Raw genomic sequence first — 21,458 nt, 5'->3', positions numbered from 1 at the left:
AGACTTAAATGAAAACCATGACAGCGATTATTATTGGAGCAGGTGACAGAGGGGCACGAGCTTATGCGCCATATGCCTTGACCTATCCGAATGAATTGAAGATTGTCGGCGTGGCAGAACCAGGCATCGAAAGAAGAACGAAACTACAACAAGCGCACGATATTCCGGATGAACATTGTTATGATTCGTGGGAAGAGGTGTTGGATTCCGACCAAAAAATTTCCGACATTGCGATTATCTGTACGCTTGACCGGGATCACTTTAAACCAACGATGAGAGCGTTGGAGCTCGGTTATCATGTTCTGTTGGAAAAACCAATGTCGCCGGATCCGCTGGAATGTATCGCAATGGAACAGGCTGCGAAAAAGTATAACCGGCAGCTGACCATCGGCCATGTACTGAGGTATACCGAATTTTGGTCAACGATTAAAAAGGTGATTGCCAAAGGAGAAATTGGCGAGGTCGTATCGCTGCAATTAAATGAAAATGTAGAAGTAATGCACATGTCCCATAGCTTTGTTCGTGGTAATTGGAATAATAAAGAAAAATCGAGTCCGATGATCCTGCAGAAATCCTGTCATGATATGGATATCATTTCTTTTGTTATGGGCAAGAAATGTAAGCGCATTAGTTCCTATGGTTCGCTAATGCATTTTAAAGAAGAGAATGCCCCTTTTGGCGCTCCACAGCGTTGTTTGGATGGCTGTCCTGCTGAACTAGAATGTTCATTCCATGCTGGCAGGTATTATCTTGGCGAAGGAAAAGGCTGGGCCAAGAAATTCACCGAAGATTATACGAATGAAGGCATTGTCAAAGCATTACAGGAAACGCCATATGGAAAATGCGTATACCGCTCAGATAATAATGTCGTCGACCATCAGGTAGTCAACATGGAATTCGAGGGCGGAGCAACTGCAACATTTAGTATGTGCGGCTTCACGAGAGAGCAGACACGGATTGTTCAAATTATGGGAACAAAAGGAGAAATCCGTGGAAATATGGAAGAAAATAGCATTTCAATTTTTAATTTCCTCACCAAGCACGAAACCGTCATCAAATTCGACAACCCTGTGGGCGGACACGGCGGCGGCGATAACGGTATCATGAGGACCTTCCTCCAGGAAATTCAATTTGGAAATAACGGGCACAGCGTGTCTTCCGCCTCTGCATCCGTAAGAAGCCACCTCATAGCATTTGCCGCTGAAGACTCAAGGCTAAATGAGGGTCAATCTATTAATATCGATGATTATTATAAGAGTTTGCTAGAAAACATCAAGGCTTAAGAAACGATTGTTCACACTGCGGTTTTCGTAGTGTTGCAATAAAAAGTCATACGTTAAGAACAAAGGTTATGGGGAAAAAATGTAATGGGAAAACGTTGTTATTGGAGGTGGTTAACGTTATCCAACACATTTTAATGGTATGCGAATAATTTTTTTATCGAGAGAAAAACCCTTAAGTTTTAAGAAGTGATTTGGTTAGAAATCTACTAAACTCTATTCGAAGGAAGGGAAATATGATGAAAAAATGGCTAATAATGCTTTTAATCGTAGTTCTAGGTTTGCTAGGGCTGGCTGGCTGCAGTGATAATGATAAAGCATCAAGTGATGCAAAAGATGGAAAAGTTGAAATTACCTATGGCTTTTGGGATAAAAAACAAGTCCCTGCTATTGAAGAGATTATCAAATTATTTAACGAAAAGTATCCGAACATCAAAGTTAAAACAGAGATTTCTCCTTATGGACAGTACTTTCAAAAGCTTGAAACGGCTGCAACGGGCGGCGCTTTGCCTGATGTTCTTTGGATGAATGGTGCTCACGTTGTTCAATATGCAGAGGGTAAGGTCATCCTTCCATTAAGCGACATGGCTAAAAAGGATAACTATAGCTTAGACAATTATCCGAAATCATTAATTGAACTTTATACTGTTGATGGCAAAGTGTATGGAATTCCAAAAGATTACGATACAACCGGCTTATGGTACAACAAAAAAATCTTTGATGATGCAGGTGTGCCATATCCGGATGACACTTGGGATTGGAATAAGTTAAAAGAAGTTGCGAAACAGCTGACAAACAAAGACAAAGGTATTTGGGGTTATGCTTCTGTAATGGGCAATCAAGGCGGATATTATGATTTCATTTGGCAAAATGGCGGCCATATCATTTCTAAGGATGGCAAGTCGGTTGGATTCGATCAGCCTGAAGCAATCGAGGCACTGAAATACAATATTAGCTTCATTAAAGAAGGCTTGTCACCAACACAGGCACAAATGACAGAAACTGCTGCTTCTGAATTATTCTCTTCAGGAAAAATAGCGATGATGTTCGATGGACCTTGGATGGTTCCAGAATATAAGAAAAATCCTGATTTAAATGTTGCTGTTGTTCCTAAAGGGAAAAAACGCGCAGTAGCGATTCACGGTTTATCCAATGTGATTGCTGCGAATACGAAACATAAAGATGCGGCATGGAAGTTTGTTCAGTTCCTTGGCTCTAAAGAATCAGCAGATGTATACGCGAAAACAGGAACGGTTATTCCTGCGTATAACGGTACACAAGATGCTTGGAAAGACGCAGTTCCAAATTTAAATCTTCAAGCCTTCATTGATGGCGCAGAATACTCTATTCCACTTCCAAGTGTGAAAAATACAGGGGAAATATGGCAATATGAAACAGATATCCTGAAAAAGGCTTGGAGCGAAGAAGTAAGTGTTGAGGATGCAGTAAAAGAGTTAACGAAAAAAGCAAATGATGCGCTATCTAAGAAGTAGTAGAAAAAATGAAGAGAGGAATGTAGTTCTTCTCTTCAATTTCTTAAAGGGAGGGAATGCTGTGAAACAAATTCCTCTACAGGCTGAAGTGAAAGCAACGAAAAAATTAACGATTTCCAGCTTAACAAAAACAAGGAAACGTTCCGATTACTTTTGGGCTTATGTGATGATTGCACCTACTATGTTAGGTTTGTTTATTTTTTACTTGTGGCCCATCATCCAGACCTTTTACTTTAGTTTTACCGAATGGGGCGCATTTGGACAGTATGAGTGGACAGGGTTAACGAACTATAAACGGGTGCTGGAGGATGCAACCCTTTTACAATCATTTAAAAACACCGGTATTTATATTATTTTTACTGTGCCAATCGGAATTTTCCTGTCGATTATTGTAGCGGTTCTTTTGAATCAAAAAATCAAAGGGAAATCTGTTTATCGAACATTGTATTTTTTACCCGTGATTACGATGCCGGCTGCTATCGCGATGGTGTGGAAATGGCTTTATAATTCTGATTACGGACTACTAAACTATCTTTTATCCTTAATCGGAATCAAGGGGCCGCAGTGGGTAAGTGATCCGAAAATTGCCATATATTCAATTATTGTTGTCGCGATTTGGAGTGGAATCGGCTATAACATGGTCATTTTCCTCTCCGGGCTGCAAGGGATTCCAAAAATGTATTACGAAGCAGCAGAAATTGATGGCGCAGGTCCCATCAGGGTGTTCTTTAAAATTACCTTGCCACTACTATCTCCTGTTATTTTCTTTGTGTCAATCATGTCTCTAATCGGAGCGTTCCAAGTGTTTGACTTGATTTTCATGATGATTGGAAAAAGCAGTACGGCGTTAGAAAGTACACAGTCGATTGTTTATTTATTCTATCAGCATGCCTTTGTATTAAATGATAAGGGATATGCGGCAGCCATCGCTATTCTCTTGTTAATTGTTATTCTGATTATTACTGCGATTCAAATGGTCTTACAGAAAAAGTGGGTTCATTATGATTAAAGGAAGTGTTACCATTGGAAAGAACGAGACAGCTTGTAACAAGAAAAACATTCCTTATCCATTTCATCCTGATTGTGGGAGCGGTGGCAATGGTATTGCCTTTTCTATGGATGATCCTCACCTCGTTAAAAACCTATGCTGAGTCCATTCATGTTCCGCCCGTTTTTATTCCAAAGGATTTCCAATGGGGGAACTACAAAGAAGTATTTGGACTCTTACCATTTTTCAAATTTATGTATAATACAATCATTATTACGGTGCTGCGGACCGTCGGCCAGTTGTTTCTATGTTCGTTAGCCGCCTATGCTTTTGCCCGGATTGAATTTCCCGGCAGGAACTTCCTGTTTTTATTAGCGTTAACCGTGTTAATGGTGCCGGGGCAAGTGTTTTTACTGCCGCAATATATGATTATGGTGAAATTAGGCTGGTTGAATTCATTGCAAGCTGTGATTGTCCCAGGTTTGTTTAGTGCATTCGGTACGTTCCTCTTACGGCAATTCTTTATGGGGCTTCCAAAGGAATTAGAAGAGGCTGCCCGGCTTGACGGCTGTAACCATTTTCAAATTTACTGGAGAATTATGCTTCCGCTAGCAAAGCCTGGTCTGATTGCGTTAGGGATTTTTACCACCCTTTGGAGCTGGAATGAATTGATGTGGCCAATGATTGTCAATAGCTCTCCGGAATCGATGACCCTTTCAGTAGGATTGTCATCACTTCAAGGCCAATATCTGACCAACTACCCGATTCTTATGGCCGGTTCCTTTTTAGCGATCTTGCCAATGCTGATCCTATTTATCTTCCTGCAGAAGCAATTTATTGAAGGAATTGCCGTCACAGGCGGAAAATAAAAACAATACATGCGGTCGGGTACGGCCGTATGTATTGTTTTTTCTCTAGCTAATAGGAAAGTATTACTTTTGTAGGAAATTTATGTAATTGGGTTGACCCATCAACCCGATTTATTATAAAGTAAAACTGTAAGAAAATTACCTAAATTTAGACTGAAAGGGAGGAGGCGATGGATCTTCTATTAGTAATAAAAACAGTAAAACATCCTAGTAGGTAGCAAGTGAAATAAAAGGGCAACGTAGTACTAAACTGGTAATGACAACACAACCACTTGTAGTTCACCAACGATCATTTCACAACCACCAATTCCATTACATACAGATATTACTTGATCTGCTATTATACCAAATTTCATTTTTCATTATACAAAAACCACATATTAATGCTTTATAAAGGTCTCACTTAATTACGCTTATATATTTAAAAATATAAATATATAAAAAAATATAAAAGGGGGATGGAGATAAATGATATTTTTTGCAAGCCAAATTATCCGTGAATAGGACAAATTGCAAGTTTTAGAGTTTTTAAGGGGACTGTCTTTCTTTTCTTCCAATTGGATCCACTAGGAATTGTATAAGGCCAATTATTCATACGAAGAGTTAAAGTCAATCGGAATTCATTTTCAGTAAACCATTATTACATTCGGAGGTAGAATATGTTAAGACGTCAAGCTAGGTTAAAAAAACTGGTGAGCTTGTGCTTATCAGTGGGTATGTTGTTTTCTATGCTTCCAACAGCATCTGCTGCTACAACGGATAAGGAGTACTCAATTAATAATGTTTCTACCAATCAAACCTATAAGACTATAGGAAAAGTAACTAAGATTACGAAAGAAAGAAATAACGTGTACTTTGACTTAGAAACAGGAGAAAAAATAAAAATTAACTTCCTTAAAAATAATGTTTTTCGATTACATTTGGACCCAAAGGGTATTTTTGAAGAATATCCAACTCCCGACAAAGCAGAGCATGTGACGAAAATTATCGACAAAAATGTTAACGATTACAAAAAGCAATATGGAGAAATTGACATTAAGGTCGATGAAAGTGATAACAATGTCTATAAAATATCTACTGATGGTTTGGAATTAAGAGTAGATAAAGCTACTTCAAAGATGAGCCTATATGATAAAAAAAGAGCAAAGATTCTTTGGAGTGAAAGTGAACCGCTAAAGCATTCAAACGGAAGTACAGTTCAAACCCTCGATACAAAGGAAAACGAATATTTTTATGGTGGAGGTCAACAGAACGGGTTTTATGCCCATAAGAATAATTCCATTAAAATTGCAATCGGCGGAGGTTGGGATGCAGGAGCTGCATCAAGCCCAGTCCCTTTCTATTTAAGCACTGAAGGCTACGGAGTCATGCGAAATACCTTTAAGCCAGGCGCTTATGATTTTACAAAAACAGCTGCCTTTACTCACAATGAAGATAGATTTGACGCGTATTATTTTGTAGATAATTCAATGCCAAAAATTATTAACGAATATACAGAATTAACGGGGAAACCGGCCCTTATGCCAAAATACGGTTTCTATTTAGGGCATGCTGACTGTTTTAATGGAACTCATAATGGTCATAAGGACCAACGAACACTCCTAACTAATGGATTAAATACTTTAAATCAATATGTCGATAACGATATGCCTTTAGGATGGTTTTTACCAAATGACGGTTATGGATGCGGTTATGGCGGACTGGGCAATTTGGAGCAATTTGTTGATAAAGCAAATGATCAAAAAGTAGAGGTAGGCTTATGGACTCAAAGCAATCTCTATCCAGACCCTAATCTACCTGATGATAGCCCTTTACGCAGAGACCTCGACGGGGAAGTTAAAGCTGGTGTAAAAGCAATAAAAACTGATGTTGCATGGGTTGGGCAAGGATATTCCATGGCCTTAAATGCAACACGCCAAGCAGCAGAAGGAATTCAAAAAGAAGAAAATTCAGGTGGTGCACGTCCATTTGTTATTTCGCTAGATGGATGGGCTGGTACTCAGCGTTATGCTACATTATGGTCAGGCGACCAATATGGCGGTAATTGGGAATACATAAGAATGCATATCCCTACCTACATTGGCGCAGGCTTATCAGGAAATCCAAACGTTGGCTCAGATATGGATGGTATATTTGGCGGAGATCCAAAAGTACAGACACGTGATTTCCAATGGAAAGCATTCACTCCTATCCAAATCGATATGGACGGCTGGGCATCGGGAGGTACTGATTATAGTAAGTCTAAAAACCCTTGGAATTATGGTGAACCCTATGCATCGATTAATAGAATGTATTTAAAATTAAAGTCACAAATGATGCCTTATATCTACACGATTGCTGAGGAATCAACAGAAAAATCCATGCCAATGGTTAGAGGGATGATGTTAGAATATCCGAATGATCCTTATACGTACGGGACTCAAACACAATATCAATATATGTGGGGGCCAAATCTATTAGTGGCACCAATATATGATGGAAACTCTAATTCAGCTGAAGTAAGGAACGATATTTATCTTCCAGATAAAGATCAAATTTGGATCGATTATTTTACAGGTGAGCAATATCAGGGAGGTTCGGTTCTTCATAACTTTAGCGCTCCACTATGGAAGACTCCCGTATTTGTTAAGGCAGGTGCAATTATTCCAATGGCACCAGAAAACAACTCTATTAATGAATTAAATGGTTCTGAAAATAGAATATTTGATGTCTATCCATCGGGAAAATCAGAGTTTACCTTATATGAAGACGATGGTAAAACCGTTGAGTATAAGGAAAAGAAAAATACAACAACGAAGGTCACTTCAAAAGTAATCAAGGAAAAAGCTGTTATAACCGTTAATACCACAAAAGGAAAGGGCTATAAAGGTATGGTTAAAAACAGGGGCACAGAAGTGATTGTTAATACACGTGTAAATCCAAGGGATATTACGGTTAAGGTTGGAAATAAAGATGTGACATTAAGAAAAGCTACGAATGAAGAGGAATATAAGAACTCAGAAAACGTGTACTTCTATAATGAACAGCCAAACCTTAACAAATATTCGACAAAAGGCTCACCATTTGAACAGACTGCCATTATTACATCACCAAAGCTATATATTAAAGTAGGGAAAACAGATATCACGAAAAATAAAATAACTTTTACAGTCAATGGCTTCGATAATACTCAAAAGAAGGATGTAGTAGATAAAGAAGTACCAACTATTCCAACAGGGCTTGGTTCTGAAGAGGCCAACATTACAGACCGGAATATTAAATTAAATTGGGACAAAGTTGAGGGTTCGAATGTAACCTATGATTTAATGATTAATGGTATTGTTCATACAAATGTGTTTCAATCTAGTGATAGTCAGCAAGCACCATTCTATCTTCATTCAGGATTAGTATCTGATACAGAGTATTCTTATAAAATAAGAGCGACGAATACAAAAGGCTCATCAGGCTGGAGCGATGAGATCAAAGTAAGAACGAAGCTTGACCGATACAGAAATGTCCCTAAGAATATGACAGCAAAAGCAAATAGTCAACAGCCGGGGCAAGAAGCATCTTTAGCTGTCGATGGAAAGGATGAAACATTGTGGCATACTGCATGGGGAGATTCGGGCAATAAACTGCCACATACCTTTGAGATTGATATGAAGCTAGCTTATGAATTAGATAAGCTCGAGTATGTTCCAAGACCTGATGCAGGGAATGGGACAATATTAAAATACAATTTAGACGTAAGTCTAGATGGCAAAACATATAAAAATATCATCACTGATGGAACATTTGAGAGAAATAAGGAAACAAAAGTCATAGATTTTAAGGAAAATAGTACTGCAAGGTATATTAAGTTGACCATTACAAGTTCTGTAGGTGGCTTTGGGAGTGCACAGGAATTTAGACCATACAAAAAGGATAAAACTGCAGGAATGGTTGTTGGGGAAAATATACCAAATGGAGTAATTGATGAAGATGACCTGCTCTTCTTTGCAAGCTATATGGGTGTTGATCAAACTGATACAGCTTGGGGACAGGTATCAAAGGTTGATATTAATTTCAATGGTGTAATTGATGCCTACGATTTAATGTATGTAGCATCACAATTGGGTGAAAAACCACTTCATGCAACAGGCAGGCCGGTTGCTGGATTATTGGATATTAGACCTAGTAAGCAGCAGTTAAAAGCAGGTGAAGAATTTTCAGTAGAAATAATAGGGGCAGGATTAAAGGATATCAATGCATTCAACTTAGAATTAAAGCTGGATCCGAACAAATATGAAGTAATAAAAGAGTGTAAACCTGATGGGACTTGTGGTGAAAATATTGTTTCGCCAGCGAATGAAACCTCCAATATGTTAAATTACTCCACACTTGCTGGTATTGGAAATGCTGAACAACGAATTATGGCAGCATTTTCTAACAAGGGAACGCAAAATACACTAGAAGGTACGAAGACATTAGCCACGATTAAGTTAAAAGCTAAGAAAGATATTTATTTCGATATGCCGATAACAAGATCTTTACTGATTAATACAGCCTATGACACAGTTGATAAAATAGGAGAGGTTTTAAATCCTGGCCAAGAACCTGGAGATGTTGAACAACCACAAGAGCCAAAGGAACTGCAATTATCGAATAAAGATATGGCGGTTACTGGTGAAGGAGAAAAGATGCAAGGCGGTGCAGCAGCTTTTGCCAAGTTGATTGACGGTGTGATAAGCGAGAGTTCATTAGCGGAATTGAAATGGAGTCTCACTGAAAATGATGGAATTTCACTGCCGGTAACCATGGATTTTACCTTTAATAAACCACAAGAAATGACTAAATTTATAGTTTATAATCGCCCGCAATATACGAACGGAAAAATAAAAAAACTGCGTGCCAAAGCATATACTGAAGCTGGAGAGGAATATGATTTAGGTGCAAAGGATGTTGGAGTTAGCGATAACTCGGTAACATTCAATCTTGCGGAAGCTGCTATACCGTCTGGTACAAAATTTTCAAAGATAACGATCATCTTTGAGGAATCACATAGTGGACCACTTATGTTGTCTGTTGCAGAGGTTGAATTTTATGCGAAGAATCCAGCTTATGTAGAAAATTAGAACTAAAATTAAAACAAGCAGAGGCAGAGGCTATTAAGGGAAGCAGACCAACATTAGTATACTTCCCTTTCATCTTAAACTTCAACTTTATATATTTCCTTTGGATTGAAGTTAAGCTTTATACCTTCATAACCCATATTGTTATACCATTCTCTCCCTAGTTCTAAGCGGTAGGGAATACCTTCATTTCCTCCACAATGCATAAAATATTCCTAAAATATTTTTGTTGATAACCTTTACAAGGAGTTGAGAGGGGGATATACTGGTAATAACCACACTACCACTTGCAACTAGGAGGGGAGACATGACTCGTATTGATAAGACTAGCAGAATTCCACTTTATCTGCAGTTAATGGATATTTTAATGAATAAAATGGAAGATGAAATAGGGGAAAATGGGCAATTACCTTCTGAGAGGGAAATATGCCAACAGTACGATTTATCTCGGACAACCGTTCGTCAAGCGATAAACGAGCTCGAGAAAGACGGATATATCTATAAAGTGCATGGAAAAGGTACTTTTGTCTCACCGAAAAAAGTTAATCAAGAACTGGTCAAATTTTATTCCTTTACAGAAGAAATGAAAAAGTTGGGTAAAGTTCCTATCTCAAAGGTTTTATCGTTTGGTGTTCTTGAGGCCGACCGAAAGATTAGTAATAAGCTTTTAGTTGGTGAGGGCAGTAAGGTTTACTGTTTTTCGAGATTGCGGATTGCTGATGATATACCAATGATGCTTGAAACTTCTTTTGTCCCCTATGATTTATTCCCGGGTATAACAAAAGAAGACCTAGAACAGACAGCTTTATACGAGATTTTTAGACATCGTTTTCAAACAGAAATTACAATGGCAGATGAGTTATTTATGCCAGTAATGACAGATGAGAAAGAGGCAAAGTTACTAAAGATGCCTCCATCCTTGCCGTCTTTACGTATTGAACGATTAACACATGGGGTAGATAAGGTGATTGAGTATACGAATACCATCGCCAGAGGTGATAAGTTTAAATACCATGTTCGCCTAGAAAATTAATCTAGGTGTGCCTTAACTGGTAATGACGTATCTACGTAATTACATCATGTGGGTCTTGTTTTGAACTATTTGCTTTATGGTCAGTTTTTTGCATTATTTAATTCGATTCATTTGGGAATAGCTCCAGATAACCCAGTTTACCATCTGGAATGGTAAACTGGGTTGTTAAAGGAGTTAAATATATCCAATTCATCAATTATTTTACTAGGGGGTAATATCATGCCGAATATTTTGCTAACAAGAATCGACAACCGATTAGTTCATGGCCAAGTTGGGGTTACATGGGTTAATCATTTAGGAGCTAATTTAATTGTAGTCGCAAATGATGAAGTGTCCGAAGATGAGGTACAACAGGATTTAATGGAAATGGTTGTTCCGGGGTCAATCGGAATTCGCTTTTTCTCAATCCAAACAACCATTGATGTGATCCACAATGCAGCGGATGATCAGTATATCTTTTTAGTTGTAAAAACACCACAAGATGTATCACGACTTGTGGAGGGCGGCGTGCCAATTGAAGAAGTAAATATTGGGAATATGCATTTTTCCCAAGGAAAAACGCAATTATTCTCCACCGTTTCCGTTGATGAAGATGATAAAAGAGCCCTTAGGAAGCTGCGTGACTTAGGAGTGAAACTCGAGGTACGCCGCGTTCCGGATGAAAGACCAGATGATATTTATAAACATTTATAGAAAGAAGTGAGAATAGATGGATAATCATATGCTGCTTCAAGCCTTATTAGTTGCCATTTGGGCTGGAATTGCAGGAATAGACCTGTTTAACGGGTTGTTCCACATTCACCGACCAATTGTAACCGGTGTCATCATTGGCTTGATTTTAGGGGATGTAAAAACAGGGGTTATGACAGGTGCTGCCATTGAGTTAGTGTGGGCAGGTATGGTGCCGCTGGCTGGGGCACAGCCGCCAAACGTTGTTATTGGGGGAATAATCGGAACGTCGTTTGCGATTCTGACAGGACAAGAGCCAAAAGTGGCAATCGGAGTTGCTGTTCCGTTTGCAGTTGCCGTTCAGGCGTGTATCACACTCATGTTTACTGCTTTTTCGCCGGTTATGCATAAAGCTGATCAATATGCACAAGAGGCGAATACAAAGGGAATCGAACGAATCAATTATTTGGGGATTCTTACATTATTTGTATTCTATTTTGTTATTGCTTTCTTACCAATTTATTTTGGTGCAGATGCTGCCAAAGGAGTTGTAGAGGTTTTACCAAAATGGCTTATTAGCGGACTTGGTGCTGCCGGTGGAATGATGGCCGCTATCGGCTTTGCGATGCTATTAAAGATTATGTTAAAAAAACAATATGTTGCCTTTCTTATCGTCGGATTTATTTTAGTCACATATATGAACATGCCAGTCATTGCTGTTGCTTTAATTGGAATGGCCATCGCGCTTTACGATTACTTTAAAGCAAATACTGGTAATGGATCAGTAAGGGGGGTTCAAAAACGTGGAATCTAAACAATTAGTAGATACGACAATAAACCATACGAGCAGTCCGGATTATTATCAAGATGGTGCCACAGATCAGGACATGTCCAAAAAAGATTTAAACAAAATGGTGTGGCGATCCCTTTTACTACAAGCATCGTTTAACTATGAAAGAATGCAGGCCGCAGGATGGTTATATTCGATCTTACCAGGTTTGAAAAAGATTCACAAAAATAAGCACGATTTAAGTGAATCGATGAAAAGTCATATGGAATTTTTCAACACGCATCCATTCCTTGTAAACATTATTATGGGGATTGTCCTCGCAATGGAGGAAAAGAAACAAAACAGAAATACGATTAGAGCCATTCGAGTAGCCATGATGGGACCACTTGGCGGAATTGGTGATGCCCTTTTCTGGCTGACCCTCCTTCCCATTTGCGTTGGAATAGGTGCCTCGCTAGGGCAAGATGGAAACCCTATGGGGGCAGTGATCTTCTTATTAATCTTTAACGCAGTTCATTTTGCGCTTAGATTTGGATTAATGCATTACGGTTATAATGCCGGAACAAATGCCATCAGTTCTCTAAAGGAAAATACTAAAAAAGTAGCACATGCTGCATCGATTGTAGGGTTAACAGTTGTCGGCGCATTGATTGCCTCATTCGTAAAGCTAGAATCAAGTTTAGTGGTCCATGCTGGTAAGGCAAAAATTGCCCTGCAAAAGGATTTACTTGATAAAGTCATGCCAAATCTATTGCCTTTAGCCTATACATTATTAATGTACTACCTATTAAAAAAGGGATTTTCTCCAGTTAAGCTAATTATCATTACCGTTATCATTGGTATTATTGGTAAAATTCCATTTCCTTTTGGAACCATTTTATAATATTTAGCATGTTAGGAGGCTTTTTAAAATGAACGGTTTGATCATAAGCGGTCATGGATCGTTTGCAACGGGTCTTCAATCTTCAGTTAAACTAATCGCTGGAGATCAACCCAATGTGGAATACGTGGATTTTCTTGAAAGCGATTCGACAGGCGACCTTGAGAAAAAGCTGCTTGAAGCTTTTGCAAGATTACAAGAATGTGAATCTATCTTAGTCTTATGTGATTTAGTTGGTGGTTCTCCGTTTAAAACAGCTGTCTCGCTTACAAATGGGAAGGAAAATTCAGTTGTGGTTGGCGGAACAAATCTGGCTATGGTCATCGAAACTGCTTTACTAAAGGACGGACTTCAGATCGATAGTTTAAGAGATTTAGCGATCAATACTGGTAAACAAGCGATTAAAGGTTTTCAAAAGACAGAGCGTCCAAGTTTCAAAGGGGCAGGCATTTAATGAAAGCAAGTGAGGGAAGATTAATCTATACGTCGAACTATAGGTGCCTGTCACCCCATGATAAAACGGAGTTACAGCTGAATAATGTAAGGGTGACTAGGTTGTCGATCTTCTATACCTGAAAATAAAAACATTTAATGCAGATGGATTCGGCAGCATTAAATGTTTTTATCTGTTGGGTTGACCCTAAAGTGGGGAAGATATAATAGAATTACTTACAACAATCAGATTATTATTCCCATAGTCTAGTTTCTATGAGTTTTTCTTCCTTTCAACTTGTACCAACAACCCAACGTTAGATAGTGCGTAGAAGGGATTTTTTGAAGAAAACTCGTTTTCTCGATAAAACCAATTTTTTCAACAGATGAGCAAGTACACCATAAATCAAAATGGACAGTAGAGGTAAAGGCACATGAAAATGGCAATTGGAATTGATATTGGCGGGACAAAGGTTGCGGCGGGCATCATTTCGGAAACAGGGGAATTGCTCAAGCGTGCGGAGGTAAAAAGTGATCCTTCTGACAGAGAAAAGATGTTTGCTAAAGTGGTAGAAACAGTAGAACAAGTTCTTGAAGATTCCACTTATTCGCTAGTGGACATGGAAGGTATTGGTGTCGGCGTACCTGGCAAGGTGGATCGAGAGCAGGGAATTGCGGTTTATCAAAATAATTTACCATGGACCCAGTTTCCTGTCACTGCCCGGTTACGGGAGCAATTTGGACTCCAGGCGATTACGATCGACAATGATGTTTATATGGCGGCCTTTGCCGAGTGGAAGGCAGCCCAGGCAAAAAGCGATGAAACGTTTGTCTACGTGACGATTAGTACGGGCATCTCTTGCTCGATCATTCATCATGGTTCATTTTTCCGAGGGGCTGGATTTGCCGGAGAGCTTGGCTTGATCCCTGTCCTTTCGAAGGCTGTTGGGCAGAAAATGGAACGGCTTGAATCTGCGTCTTCCGGACCTGCGATAGAAAAGTTAGTACAAAAGGAATTGCAAGTGGCGCATCTGACCACCAAAGATGTCTTTGAGCGCTATAAGGATGGGGCAAGTGAGTATCAGCCCATCATCGATGATGTGACGGACAATTGGGCCCAAGGCCTCTATGCGATTTCATGCTTACTAGACCCGCATAAAGTGGTATTCGGGGGCAGTGTCATCGCCAATAACCCTTTTCTGCTTGACATCATAAAGGAAAAACTGAGATCGTACCAAATCCCTGAACAACAGCATCTCTTAAGTCACATGTCGATCAGCACAATCAAGCAGGATAATGGCGTTGTTGGTGCAGGATTACGGGTATTCGAACAGAACAAAAAATAAGACTTGTTTTTATTGATTGCCGATAAACTGGGAAAATTCGCCAATAAAGTGATTGAATTAGCTGATAAACTAGAAAAATCGCTGATAAATCAGACTAACTTGTATCTAAGTTGTGAACCTAAACTACATTATGACTTTTTAGGAGTTTAACCAGGTAAAAAACACATTTTTAAGAAAATACCCCAAAAAATAAGAGGAGTGTTACATTTGTTTACATTAAGTCAGGAAAAATTAATACCATTAGGGGCATCGATTACAACAGCGGAAATCAAACAACAGCCTGAATTATGGGGCGAAACACTTGCATTGTATAAGGAGAAGCGTCAGCAGATTGAAGCGTTTTTGCAGAACTTGACAGAAAAGCATGAACATGTCCGTGTTATTTTTACAGGGGCTGGAACTTCTGCCTATGTTGGTGACACTGTTACCCCCTACTTAAAGGAAAAAGTCGATGAAAAACAGTGGGAATTGATGAGTGTTCCAACAACAGCAATCGTGTCAAATCCTTACCAATTCTTAAAAGCAGATATCCCGACATTATTGATTTCATTTGCCAGAAGCGGAAATAGCCCGGAAAGCGTTACGACAGTGGAATTAGCGGCACAAGTGGTAACGGAACTCTACCAAATTACAATCACCTGCTCTAAAGATGGGAAGTTGGCACAACGGGCAAAAGGGGATGAGAGCAATCTCTTATTATTAATGCCTGAAAGGTCCAATGACCAAGGCTTTGCGATGACGGGAAGCTACACATGCATGGCTTTAACCGCACTTCTCATTTTTGATCCACTGTCAGTTGAAGAAAAGTTGAACATTGTCGAAACGATACAACGCTTGGGTGAAAGTGTTATTAGCAGAGAAGCTGATATTGAAAAAATGATTACTTCCGACTTTGAACGTATCATTTATCTTGGCTCAGGAGGCTTTGAGGGCTTGGCGAGAGAAGCGCAATTAAAAATATTGGAGTTAACTGCCGGGGAAATTGCCACTTCTTTTGACTCATCACTCGGATTCCGCCACGGTCCTAAATCATTTGTGAATGAAAAAGCGATCGTGTTTGTGTTTGTTTCCAACCAACCGTATACACGCCGTTACGATCTCGATATGTTAAATGAATTGAGACAGGATAACATCGCCAGCTATATTTGTGCAATTGCAGTGGATGGTGACACGAATTATGCCGGTGATACGTTCTTATTTGACAGAGACGCAAGCGCAGTGCCAGATGCCTACTTGTCGCTGCCGTACGTCATGGTCGGACAAACGCTCGCCCTAATCGCTTCGATTAAAGTCGGGAATAAACCGGATACTCCTTCACCAAGTGGAATGGTCAATCGTGTTGTAAAAGGTGTAACGATCCACGAATACAAGTAATTCAGTGGGAAAGGGAAGTTCAGTCTTTCTCATTTCTAAATAGAGGTGCAGATTATGGAACTATTTGTTTACGCAGACAAGTTTTTTCTTGAGGATGGGGTGGCAGGTCCTGGATTCCTGGAAATAAAAGACGGGAAATTTGGTGCCTTTTTTGAGACACTGCCAAATGAAACGGCTAAGGTAATCGATTATGCCGGACAATGGATTGCTCCTGGTTTAGTTGACACACATATTCATGGCTTTAGGAATCATGATGTTATGAACAATGACTTTGAAGGATTGATGGAGATTTCCGATGGGCTGCTTTCATGTGGCGTGACGTCGTTTTTGCCCACTACGTTAACCTCTGCGCCCGAATCGTTGAACGATGTGGTGGCGATGATTGGAGAAAATTATACGAAGGTGAAGGGTGCCAAAATAAAAGGAATCTTTTTAGAAGGACCATTTTTTACAGAAAAACACAAAGGTGCCCAAAACACGAATTATTTTTGTGACCCTTCGGTCGAAATGCTGGAAACATGGCAAAAGCTATCGGGACATTTTATTAAAAAAATAGCGCTTGCTCCGGAAAGAAAGGGGGCAGCGGAATTTATTGAGCTTGCTGTGAACAATCAGGTTACCGTAGCGCTCGCTCATAGTGACGCGACCTATAATGAGGCAAAACAAGCGGTTGAAAAGGGAGCTTCGATTTTTGTTCATACGTTTAATGGCATGAGCGGGCTGCACCATCGTGAGCCGGGAATGGCTGGCGCCGCAATGAATCTGCCGAATGTGTTTGCCGAAATTATATGTGACGGACAACACGTTCATCCTGCTGCCGCAAATATTTTAATGAATGCCCGCGGCAGGAAGGAAACCGTGATAGTGACTGATTGCATGATGGCAGGCGGCATGCCGGAAGGAAGCTATCAGCTCGGAGAATTCCCTGTTGAAGTAAAGAACGGGGCGGCTCGTTTGGAGAGCGGAAGTTTAGCGGGCAGTATTTTGCAATTAAAAGATGCTGTCAAAAATGTCGTCGCTTGGGGGATCGCGACCCCAGAGGAAGCCATCTACATGGCAAGTACAGCACCTGCGAAAAGTATTGATATCGATAAGGAATGCGGAAAGATTGCAATCAGGCATGATGCGGATTTTATTGTACTGACACCGGAGCTCGAATTAATGGCGACGTATCTTGATGGTGTTTGCCGGTTTCAAGCTGAAAACTTGATTGGGAAAGAGGGAGTGCGATGATTTTAGCTATCACGATGAATCCATCTTTGGATATTTCCTATCCGATTCAAGAATTCAAACTGGATGAAGTTAATCGGGTAGATCATGTTTGTAAAACCGCCGGTGGAAAAGGCTTAAATGTGGCCCGTGTCGTCAAACAGATGGGAGAAGACGTCCTGGCGACAGGTGTGCTTGGCGGAAACATTGGTGACTATATTGTTCAGGAATTGACGAAAAGCGATATCGGAAATAATTTTTTAAAAATCAATCAAGAATCAAGAAACTGTATTGCCATTCTCCATGGTGGCAGGCAGACGGAAATTTTAGAATCCGGACCGACACTTTCAGCGGAAGACAGTGCAGCTTTTTTAGAAAAATATCGTGAATTACTGACTGCTGCTTCACTTGTGACGATTTCGGGTAGTTTACCAAAAGGGCTTGAGCCTGGGTTTTACTGTGGGATGGTCGAAATGAGCCGAGAGATGGGTATTCCAGTGATTGTTGATACATCAGGGGAGTCGTTGAGACAGGTTTTGCGACATAAGGTAAAACCATTTGTGATTAAACCGAATATAGCGGAGCTATCTCAGCTGCTGGGTGTAGAGGTGGAACAAACCATTAGCAGTTTGAAACAAGTACTAACCAATGAATGGTTTCATGGGGTTGAATGGGTTGTCGTTTCGATGGGCGGGAATGGTGCCTTTGTTAAGCATGGTACGGATTATTACCGGGTTACCATTCCTTTGATTGACGTGATGAACCCTGTCGGCTCCGGTGATGCCACCGTTGCCGGATTAGCGGTTGCATTAAATCGAAAGCAGTCAGTTCCAGACGTTCTGAAAACAGCCATGACGACTGGCCTGCTCAATACGATGCAAGCAGGAACAGGTTATATTGATCGAGCTAATTTCGGCCAATTTTTTGAGTTGGTAGAGGTTACGAAAATAGATTAATTGAGATAAAAGCCAATTTTTTTAACTAGGTGAGTTTACGAATAGATGATATAGGGGTGATTGTCGATGTTAGAATTAACGAAAAATAAAGTAGCGGCTCTTAAGCGTTTATCGGATGAGAATGGGATTATCGGAGCTTTGGCGATTGATCAACGGGGTTCATTAAAGAAAATGATTTCGGCAGGAAATTCAAGTTTTGTCGGAGACGAGGGAATCGTCCGCTTTAAAGAATTGGTTTCTGAAGAGTTGACACCTTATGCGACATCAATCCTATTGGATCCGGAATATGGTTTGCCGGCTGCGAAGGTCCGCCATCCTGAAGCTGGATTATTGGTGGCATATGAAAAAACAGGCTATGATGCAACAGCCGTGGGCCGTTTGCCTGATTTATTGCCGGAATGGTCTGTTAGAGGATTGAAGGAAGCTGGAGCAGATGCGGTTAAATTCTTACTGTACTATGATGTGGATGAAGATGAAAAAATTAATGACTATAAGCATGTTTATATGGAACGAGTCGGGTCTGAGTGTGCAGCAGAAGACATTCCGTTTTTCCTCGAGATTGTGACATATGATGCCAAAAATGATGATGTGAAAAGTTTAGAGTATGCCAAAGTGAAGCCGCATAAAGTCATTGAGGCAATGAGAGAATTCTCCAAGCCACAGTACAAGGTGGACGTTTTGAAGGTAGAAGTTCCTGTGGATATGAAGTTTGTGGAGGGATATGCGGAAGGCGAAACAGCTTATACCAAGGAAGAAGCATTTGCGTATTTCAAAGAGCAAAGTGAAGCAACAGATCTGCCGTTTATCTTCTTAAGTGCCGGCGTAAGTGCAGAGTTATTCCAGGAAACATTGAAGTTTGCCAAAGAATCCGGCTCAACCTTCAACGGTGTCCTCTGCGGCCGGGCAACATGGAAAAATGGCGTGGCTCCCTTTGCCGAAAATGGGGAACAATCCGCACGAGCATGGTTACAAGATACCGGCAAAAAAAATATCCAAGAACTAAATATTGTCTTGAAAGAGACAGCAAGCCCGTGGTTTGAAAAAATCGTAGGGTAAGGAAGCAAGGAAAGGAAGCGCGGGGGAAAGTTTTCGCGCTTCCTTATTTTTTTGCTTTATTTTTCTTCATGTTCTTGCATTTCGGTATTGTGAAGGAGATAGGTTGGTCACACTTTTATGGACTGTTCAAAGTATACTGGGAAAAAAGCCGGGAATGGTTCATATATCTGAAATTGGGTAGTTGGAGCTTCAAGCAAAAAGTTGCTTTCATGGATACACGTTTGAAGGAAGTACTCAATTGGTGAAACACCGACGGATTTCTTGAAGGAATGGGCAAAATAGTATTTGCAAGATATCTAAAAAACAAAACAAGATGTTTATTGTGAAAACGCTTTTTCATTTGTATACTTTTTCTAAAAATAGTAAAGAGGATGAAAAAGAAAGTTTTGTAGGCTCAAATGGCAGCCATGTTATCTAATAGTTTAATAGCCTGTCAAATGTTATGAGGAATTGCTGGTATTCGTTTGTGAAGGGAATGTTGGAAAATAGGAAGAGGAGCGTAAAATATGTTCACTTTTAGTCAAGAAAAATTAGTGTCTTTAGGTGCATCGATTACAACATCGGAAATCAAGCAACAACCGGATTTATGGAGTGAAACCTATTCATTGTATACGAAGAAACGAGTAGAGATTCAAGCTTTTTTACAAAAACTGGCTGAACAGCATGAACGTATCCGTGTTATTTTTACGGGTGCTGCAACCTCTGCCAATGTCGGTGAAACGTGCCTTCCTTATTTAAATGGAAAAGTGGATGAAAAAAAGTGGGAATTGCTGAGTGTTCCAACAACCACTTTGGTATCTAATCCCTATGAATTTTTTAAAGCAGATTTCCCAACCTTGTTGGTTTCATTTGCGCGAAGCGGCATCAGCCCCGAAAGCTTGGCTGCCGTAGAATTAGCTGAACAACTAGTAAAGAACTTATATCAGCTAACGATTACCTGTGCAAATGATGGTGAGTTAGCGAAAAGGGCAAAAGGAGATGAAAACAATCTTTTGTTGTTAATGCCCGATAGAGCAAATGATCAAGGATTTGCCATTACCGGAAGTTATTCGTGCATGACGCTAATGGCATTACTCGTTTTTGATCCGCTGTTTGTCGAAGAAAAGTGGGCGATTGTCCAAATCATTCGCCAAATGGGTGAAAGTGTCATTCTTCGTGAAGCGGATATCCAAACTATCATCGATTGCGATTTTGAAAGGATCATTTACCTTGGCTCCGGAAGTTTAGAAGGCTTGGCGAGAGAAGCACAGTTGAAAATATTAGAGCTGACAGCCGGTAAAATTGTCACCTCATTTGATTCCCCGTTGGGATTCCGACATGCTCCTAAGTCATTCGTCAATGAAAAAGCATTGGTGTGTGTTTTTGTTTCCAATCATCCTTATACACGCCAATATGATTTAGATATATTAAAAGAATTGCAGCGAGATAACATTGCCAAAAACATTTGTGCTATCGAGGTCGATGGAAAAACGAATTATGACGGGAACACATTCTTATTCGACAGAGATGCCCAATCCATACCGGATGCTTACTTAGCATTACCTTTTGTCATGATTGGGCAAACGATCTCACTGCTTGCTTCCGTAAAAGTCGGTAATACACCTGATACCCCTTCACCGACAGGAACGGTTAACCGAGTGGTTAAAGGCGTAACCATCTACGAATATAAGGGAGGCAAGGAGGACGGTTCTCTTGCTTATTCAATCTGAATTCGTAAGTTTAATAAACTTAAATGGAATTATTATTACCAGGGTACTTATCCGAAAATTCGTGATCCATAGGATATGCTCTCATAAAAACGCGAATAGTGATAGGCACTGTTCGCTTTTTTATGCAATTCACTAAAAAAACAATATTACTAAAAATTTGAACAATATCTTTATTGTGTAAGCGCTTTAACAAAAGTAAGCTAGATTACAAGTAGAAGGTGGTGTTTATTGTTAATTTTATCAATATAAAAGGCATCGTCATCTATCAAACTATTATTTTCAAA

Annotated in this window: 16 protein-coding genes; all 16 read left to right on the top strand. The window is 39.9% G+C overall.

What is annotated here, in order from left to right; translation table 11 throughout:
* The first annotated feature begins 8 nt into the window (after positions 1 to 8).
* The 16 genes from KW850_RS09870 to KW850_RS09795 all read left to right on the top strand — a co-directional run bounded on the left by KW850_RS09870 (position 9) and on the right by KW850_RS09795 (position 21,174).
* Complete coding sequence (locus tag KW850_RS09870; protein ID WP_218347395.1) at positions 9 to 1,283, top strand: Gfo/Idh/MocA family protein; 1,275 nt, start codon at positions 9 to 11, stop codon at positions 1,281 to 1,283.
* A gap of 236 nt (positions 1,284 to 1,519) precedes the next feature.
* The gene (locus tag KW850_RS09865; RefSeq protein ID WP_218347394.1) at positions 1,520 to 2,773 is read left to right on the top strand and encodes an ABC transporter substrate-binding protein; all 1,254 of its coding nucleotides are present in this window, start codon (positions 1,520 to 1,522) and stop codon (positions 2,771 to 2,773) included.
* An 88-nt stretch (positions 2,774 to 2,861) separates the two neighbouring features.
* A complete protein-coding gene (locus KW850_RS09860) occupies positions 2,862 to 3,782 on the top strand; it encodes a carbohydrate ABC transporter permease (protein WP_374226306.1) in 921 nt (306 codons plus the stop codon).
* Positions 3,783 to 3,871: 89 nt separating this feature from the next.
* On the top strand, positions 3,872 to 4,630 hold the full coding sequence (locus KW850_RS09855) for a carbohydrate ABC transporter permease (RefSeq protein ID WP_256358189.1): 759 nt from the start codon (positions 3,872 to 3,874) through the stop codon (positions 4,628 to 4,630).
* Between the two features lie 659 nt (positions 4,631 to 5,289).
* A complete protein-coding gene (locus KW850_RS09850; protein ID WP_218347392.1) occupies positions 5,290 to 9,723 on the top strand; it encodes a discoidin domain-containing protein in 4,434 nt (1,477 codons plus the stop codon).
* 304 nt (positions 9,724 to 10,027) lie between these two features.
* Positions 10,028 to 10,753: a GntR family transcriptional regulator gene (locus KW850_RS09845; protein WP_218347391.1), complete on the top strand. Its 726-nt coding sequence runs from the start codon at positions 10,028 to 10,030 to the stop codon at positions 10,751 to 10,753.
* Positions 10,754 to 10,972: 219 nt separating this feature from the next.
* A complete protein-coding gene (gene agaV / locus KW850_RS09840) occupies positions 10,973 to 11,446 on the top strand; it encodes a PTS N-acetylgalactosamine transporter subunit IIB (protein WP_218347390.1) in 474 nt (157 codons plus the stop codon).
* Between the two features lie 16 nt (positions 11,447 to 11,462).
* Complete coding sequence (gene agaW / locus KW850_RS09835) at positions 11,463 to 12,236, top strand: PTS N-acetylgalactosamine transporter subunit IIC (RefSeq protein ID WP_218347389.1); 774 nt, start codon at positions 11,463 to 11,465, stop codon at positions 12,234 to 12,236.
* Positions 12,226 to 13,095 carry a PTS system mannose/fructose/sorbose family transporter subunit IID gene (locus KW850_RS09830; protein ID WP_218347388.1) on the top strand — a complete coding sequence of 290 codons (870 nt, stop codon included), beginning with the start codon at positions 12,226 to 12,228 and terminating at the stop codon, positions 13,093 to 13,095. Before agaW ends, KW850_RS09830 begins: the two co-directional genes overlap by 11 nt.
* Before the next feature lie 28 nt (positions 13,096 to 13,123).
* Positions 13,124 to 13,546: a PTS galactosamine/N-acetylgalactosamine transporter subunit IIA gene (agaF, locus tag KW850_RS09825; protein WP_218347387.1), complete on the top strand. Its 423-nt coding sequence runs from the start codon at positions 13,124 to 13,126 to the stop codon at positions 13,544 to 13,546.
* A 412-nt stretch (positions 13,547 to 13,958) separates the two neighbouring features.
* Positions 13,959 to 14,870: an ROK family protein gene (locus KW850_RS09820; RefSeq protein WP_218347386.1), complete on the top strand. Its 912-nt coding sequence runs from the start codon at positions 13,959 to 13,961 to the stop codon at positions 14,868 to 14,870.
* Between the two features lie 207 nt (positions 14,871 to 15,077).
* A complete protein-coding gene (locus KW850_RS09815) occupies positions 15,078 to 16,244 on the top strand; it encodes an SIS domain-containing protein (protein WP_218347385.1) in 1,167 nt (388 codons plus the stop codon).
* A gap of 54 nt (positions 16,245 to 16,298) precedes the next feature.
* Complete coding sequence (gene nagA, locus KW850_RS09810) at positions 16,299 to 17,477, top strand: N-acetylglucosamine-6-phosphate deacetylase (RefSeq protein ID WP_218347384.1); 1,179 nt, start codon at positions 16,299 to 16,301, stop codon at positions 17,475 to 17,477.
* Positions 17,474 to 18,409, top strand: a complete 936-nt coding sequence (lacC, locus tag KW850_RS09805) for a tagatose-6-phosphate kinase (RefSeq protein WP_218347383.1) — start codon at positions 17,474 to 17,476, stop codon at positions 18,407 to 18,409. The genes nagA and lacC overlap by 4 nt, the downstream gene beginning before the upstream one ends.
* A 66-nt stretch (positions 18,410 to 18,475) precedes the next feature.
* Positions 18,476 to 19,465, top strand: a complete 990-nt coding sequence (gene lacD / locus KW850_RS09800) for a tagatose-bisphosphate aldolase (protein ID WP_218347382.1) — start codon at positions 18,476 to 18,478, stop codon at positions 19,463 to 19,465.
* Positions 19,466 to 19,971: 506 nt separating this feature from the next.
* Positions 19,972 to 21,174 carry an AgaS family sugar isomerase gene (locus KW850_RS09795; protein WP_218347381.1) on the top strand — a complete coding sequence of 401 codons (1,203 nt, stop codon included), beginning with the start codon at positions 19,972 to 19,974 and terminating at the stop codon, positions 21,172 to 21,174.
* The last annotated feature ends 284 nt before the right edge of the window (positions 21,175 to 21,458 follow it).

The organism is Bacillus sp. sid0103, from assembly GCF_019219025.1.
This window is presented reverse-complemented; position numbering and strand designations above follow the sequence as displayed.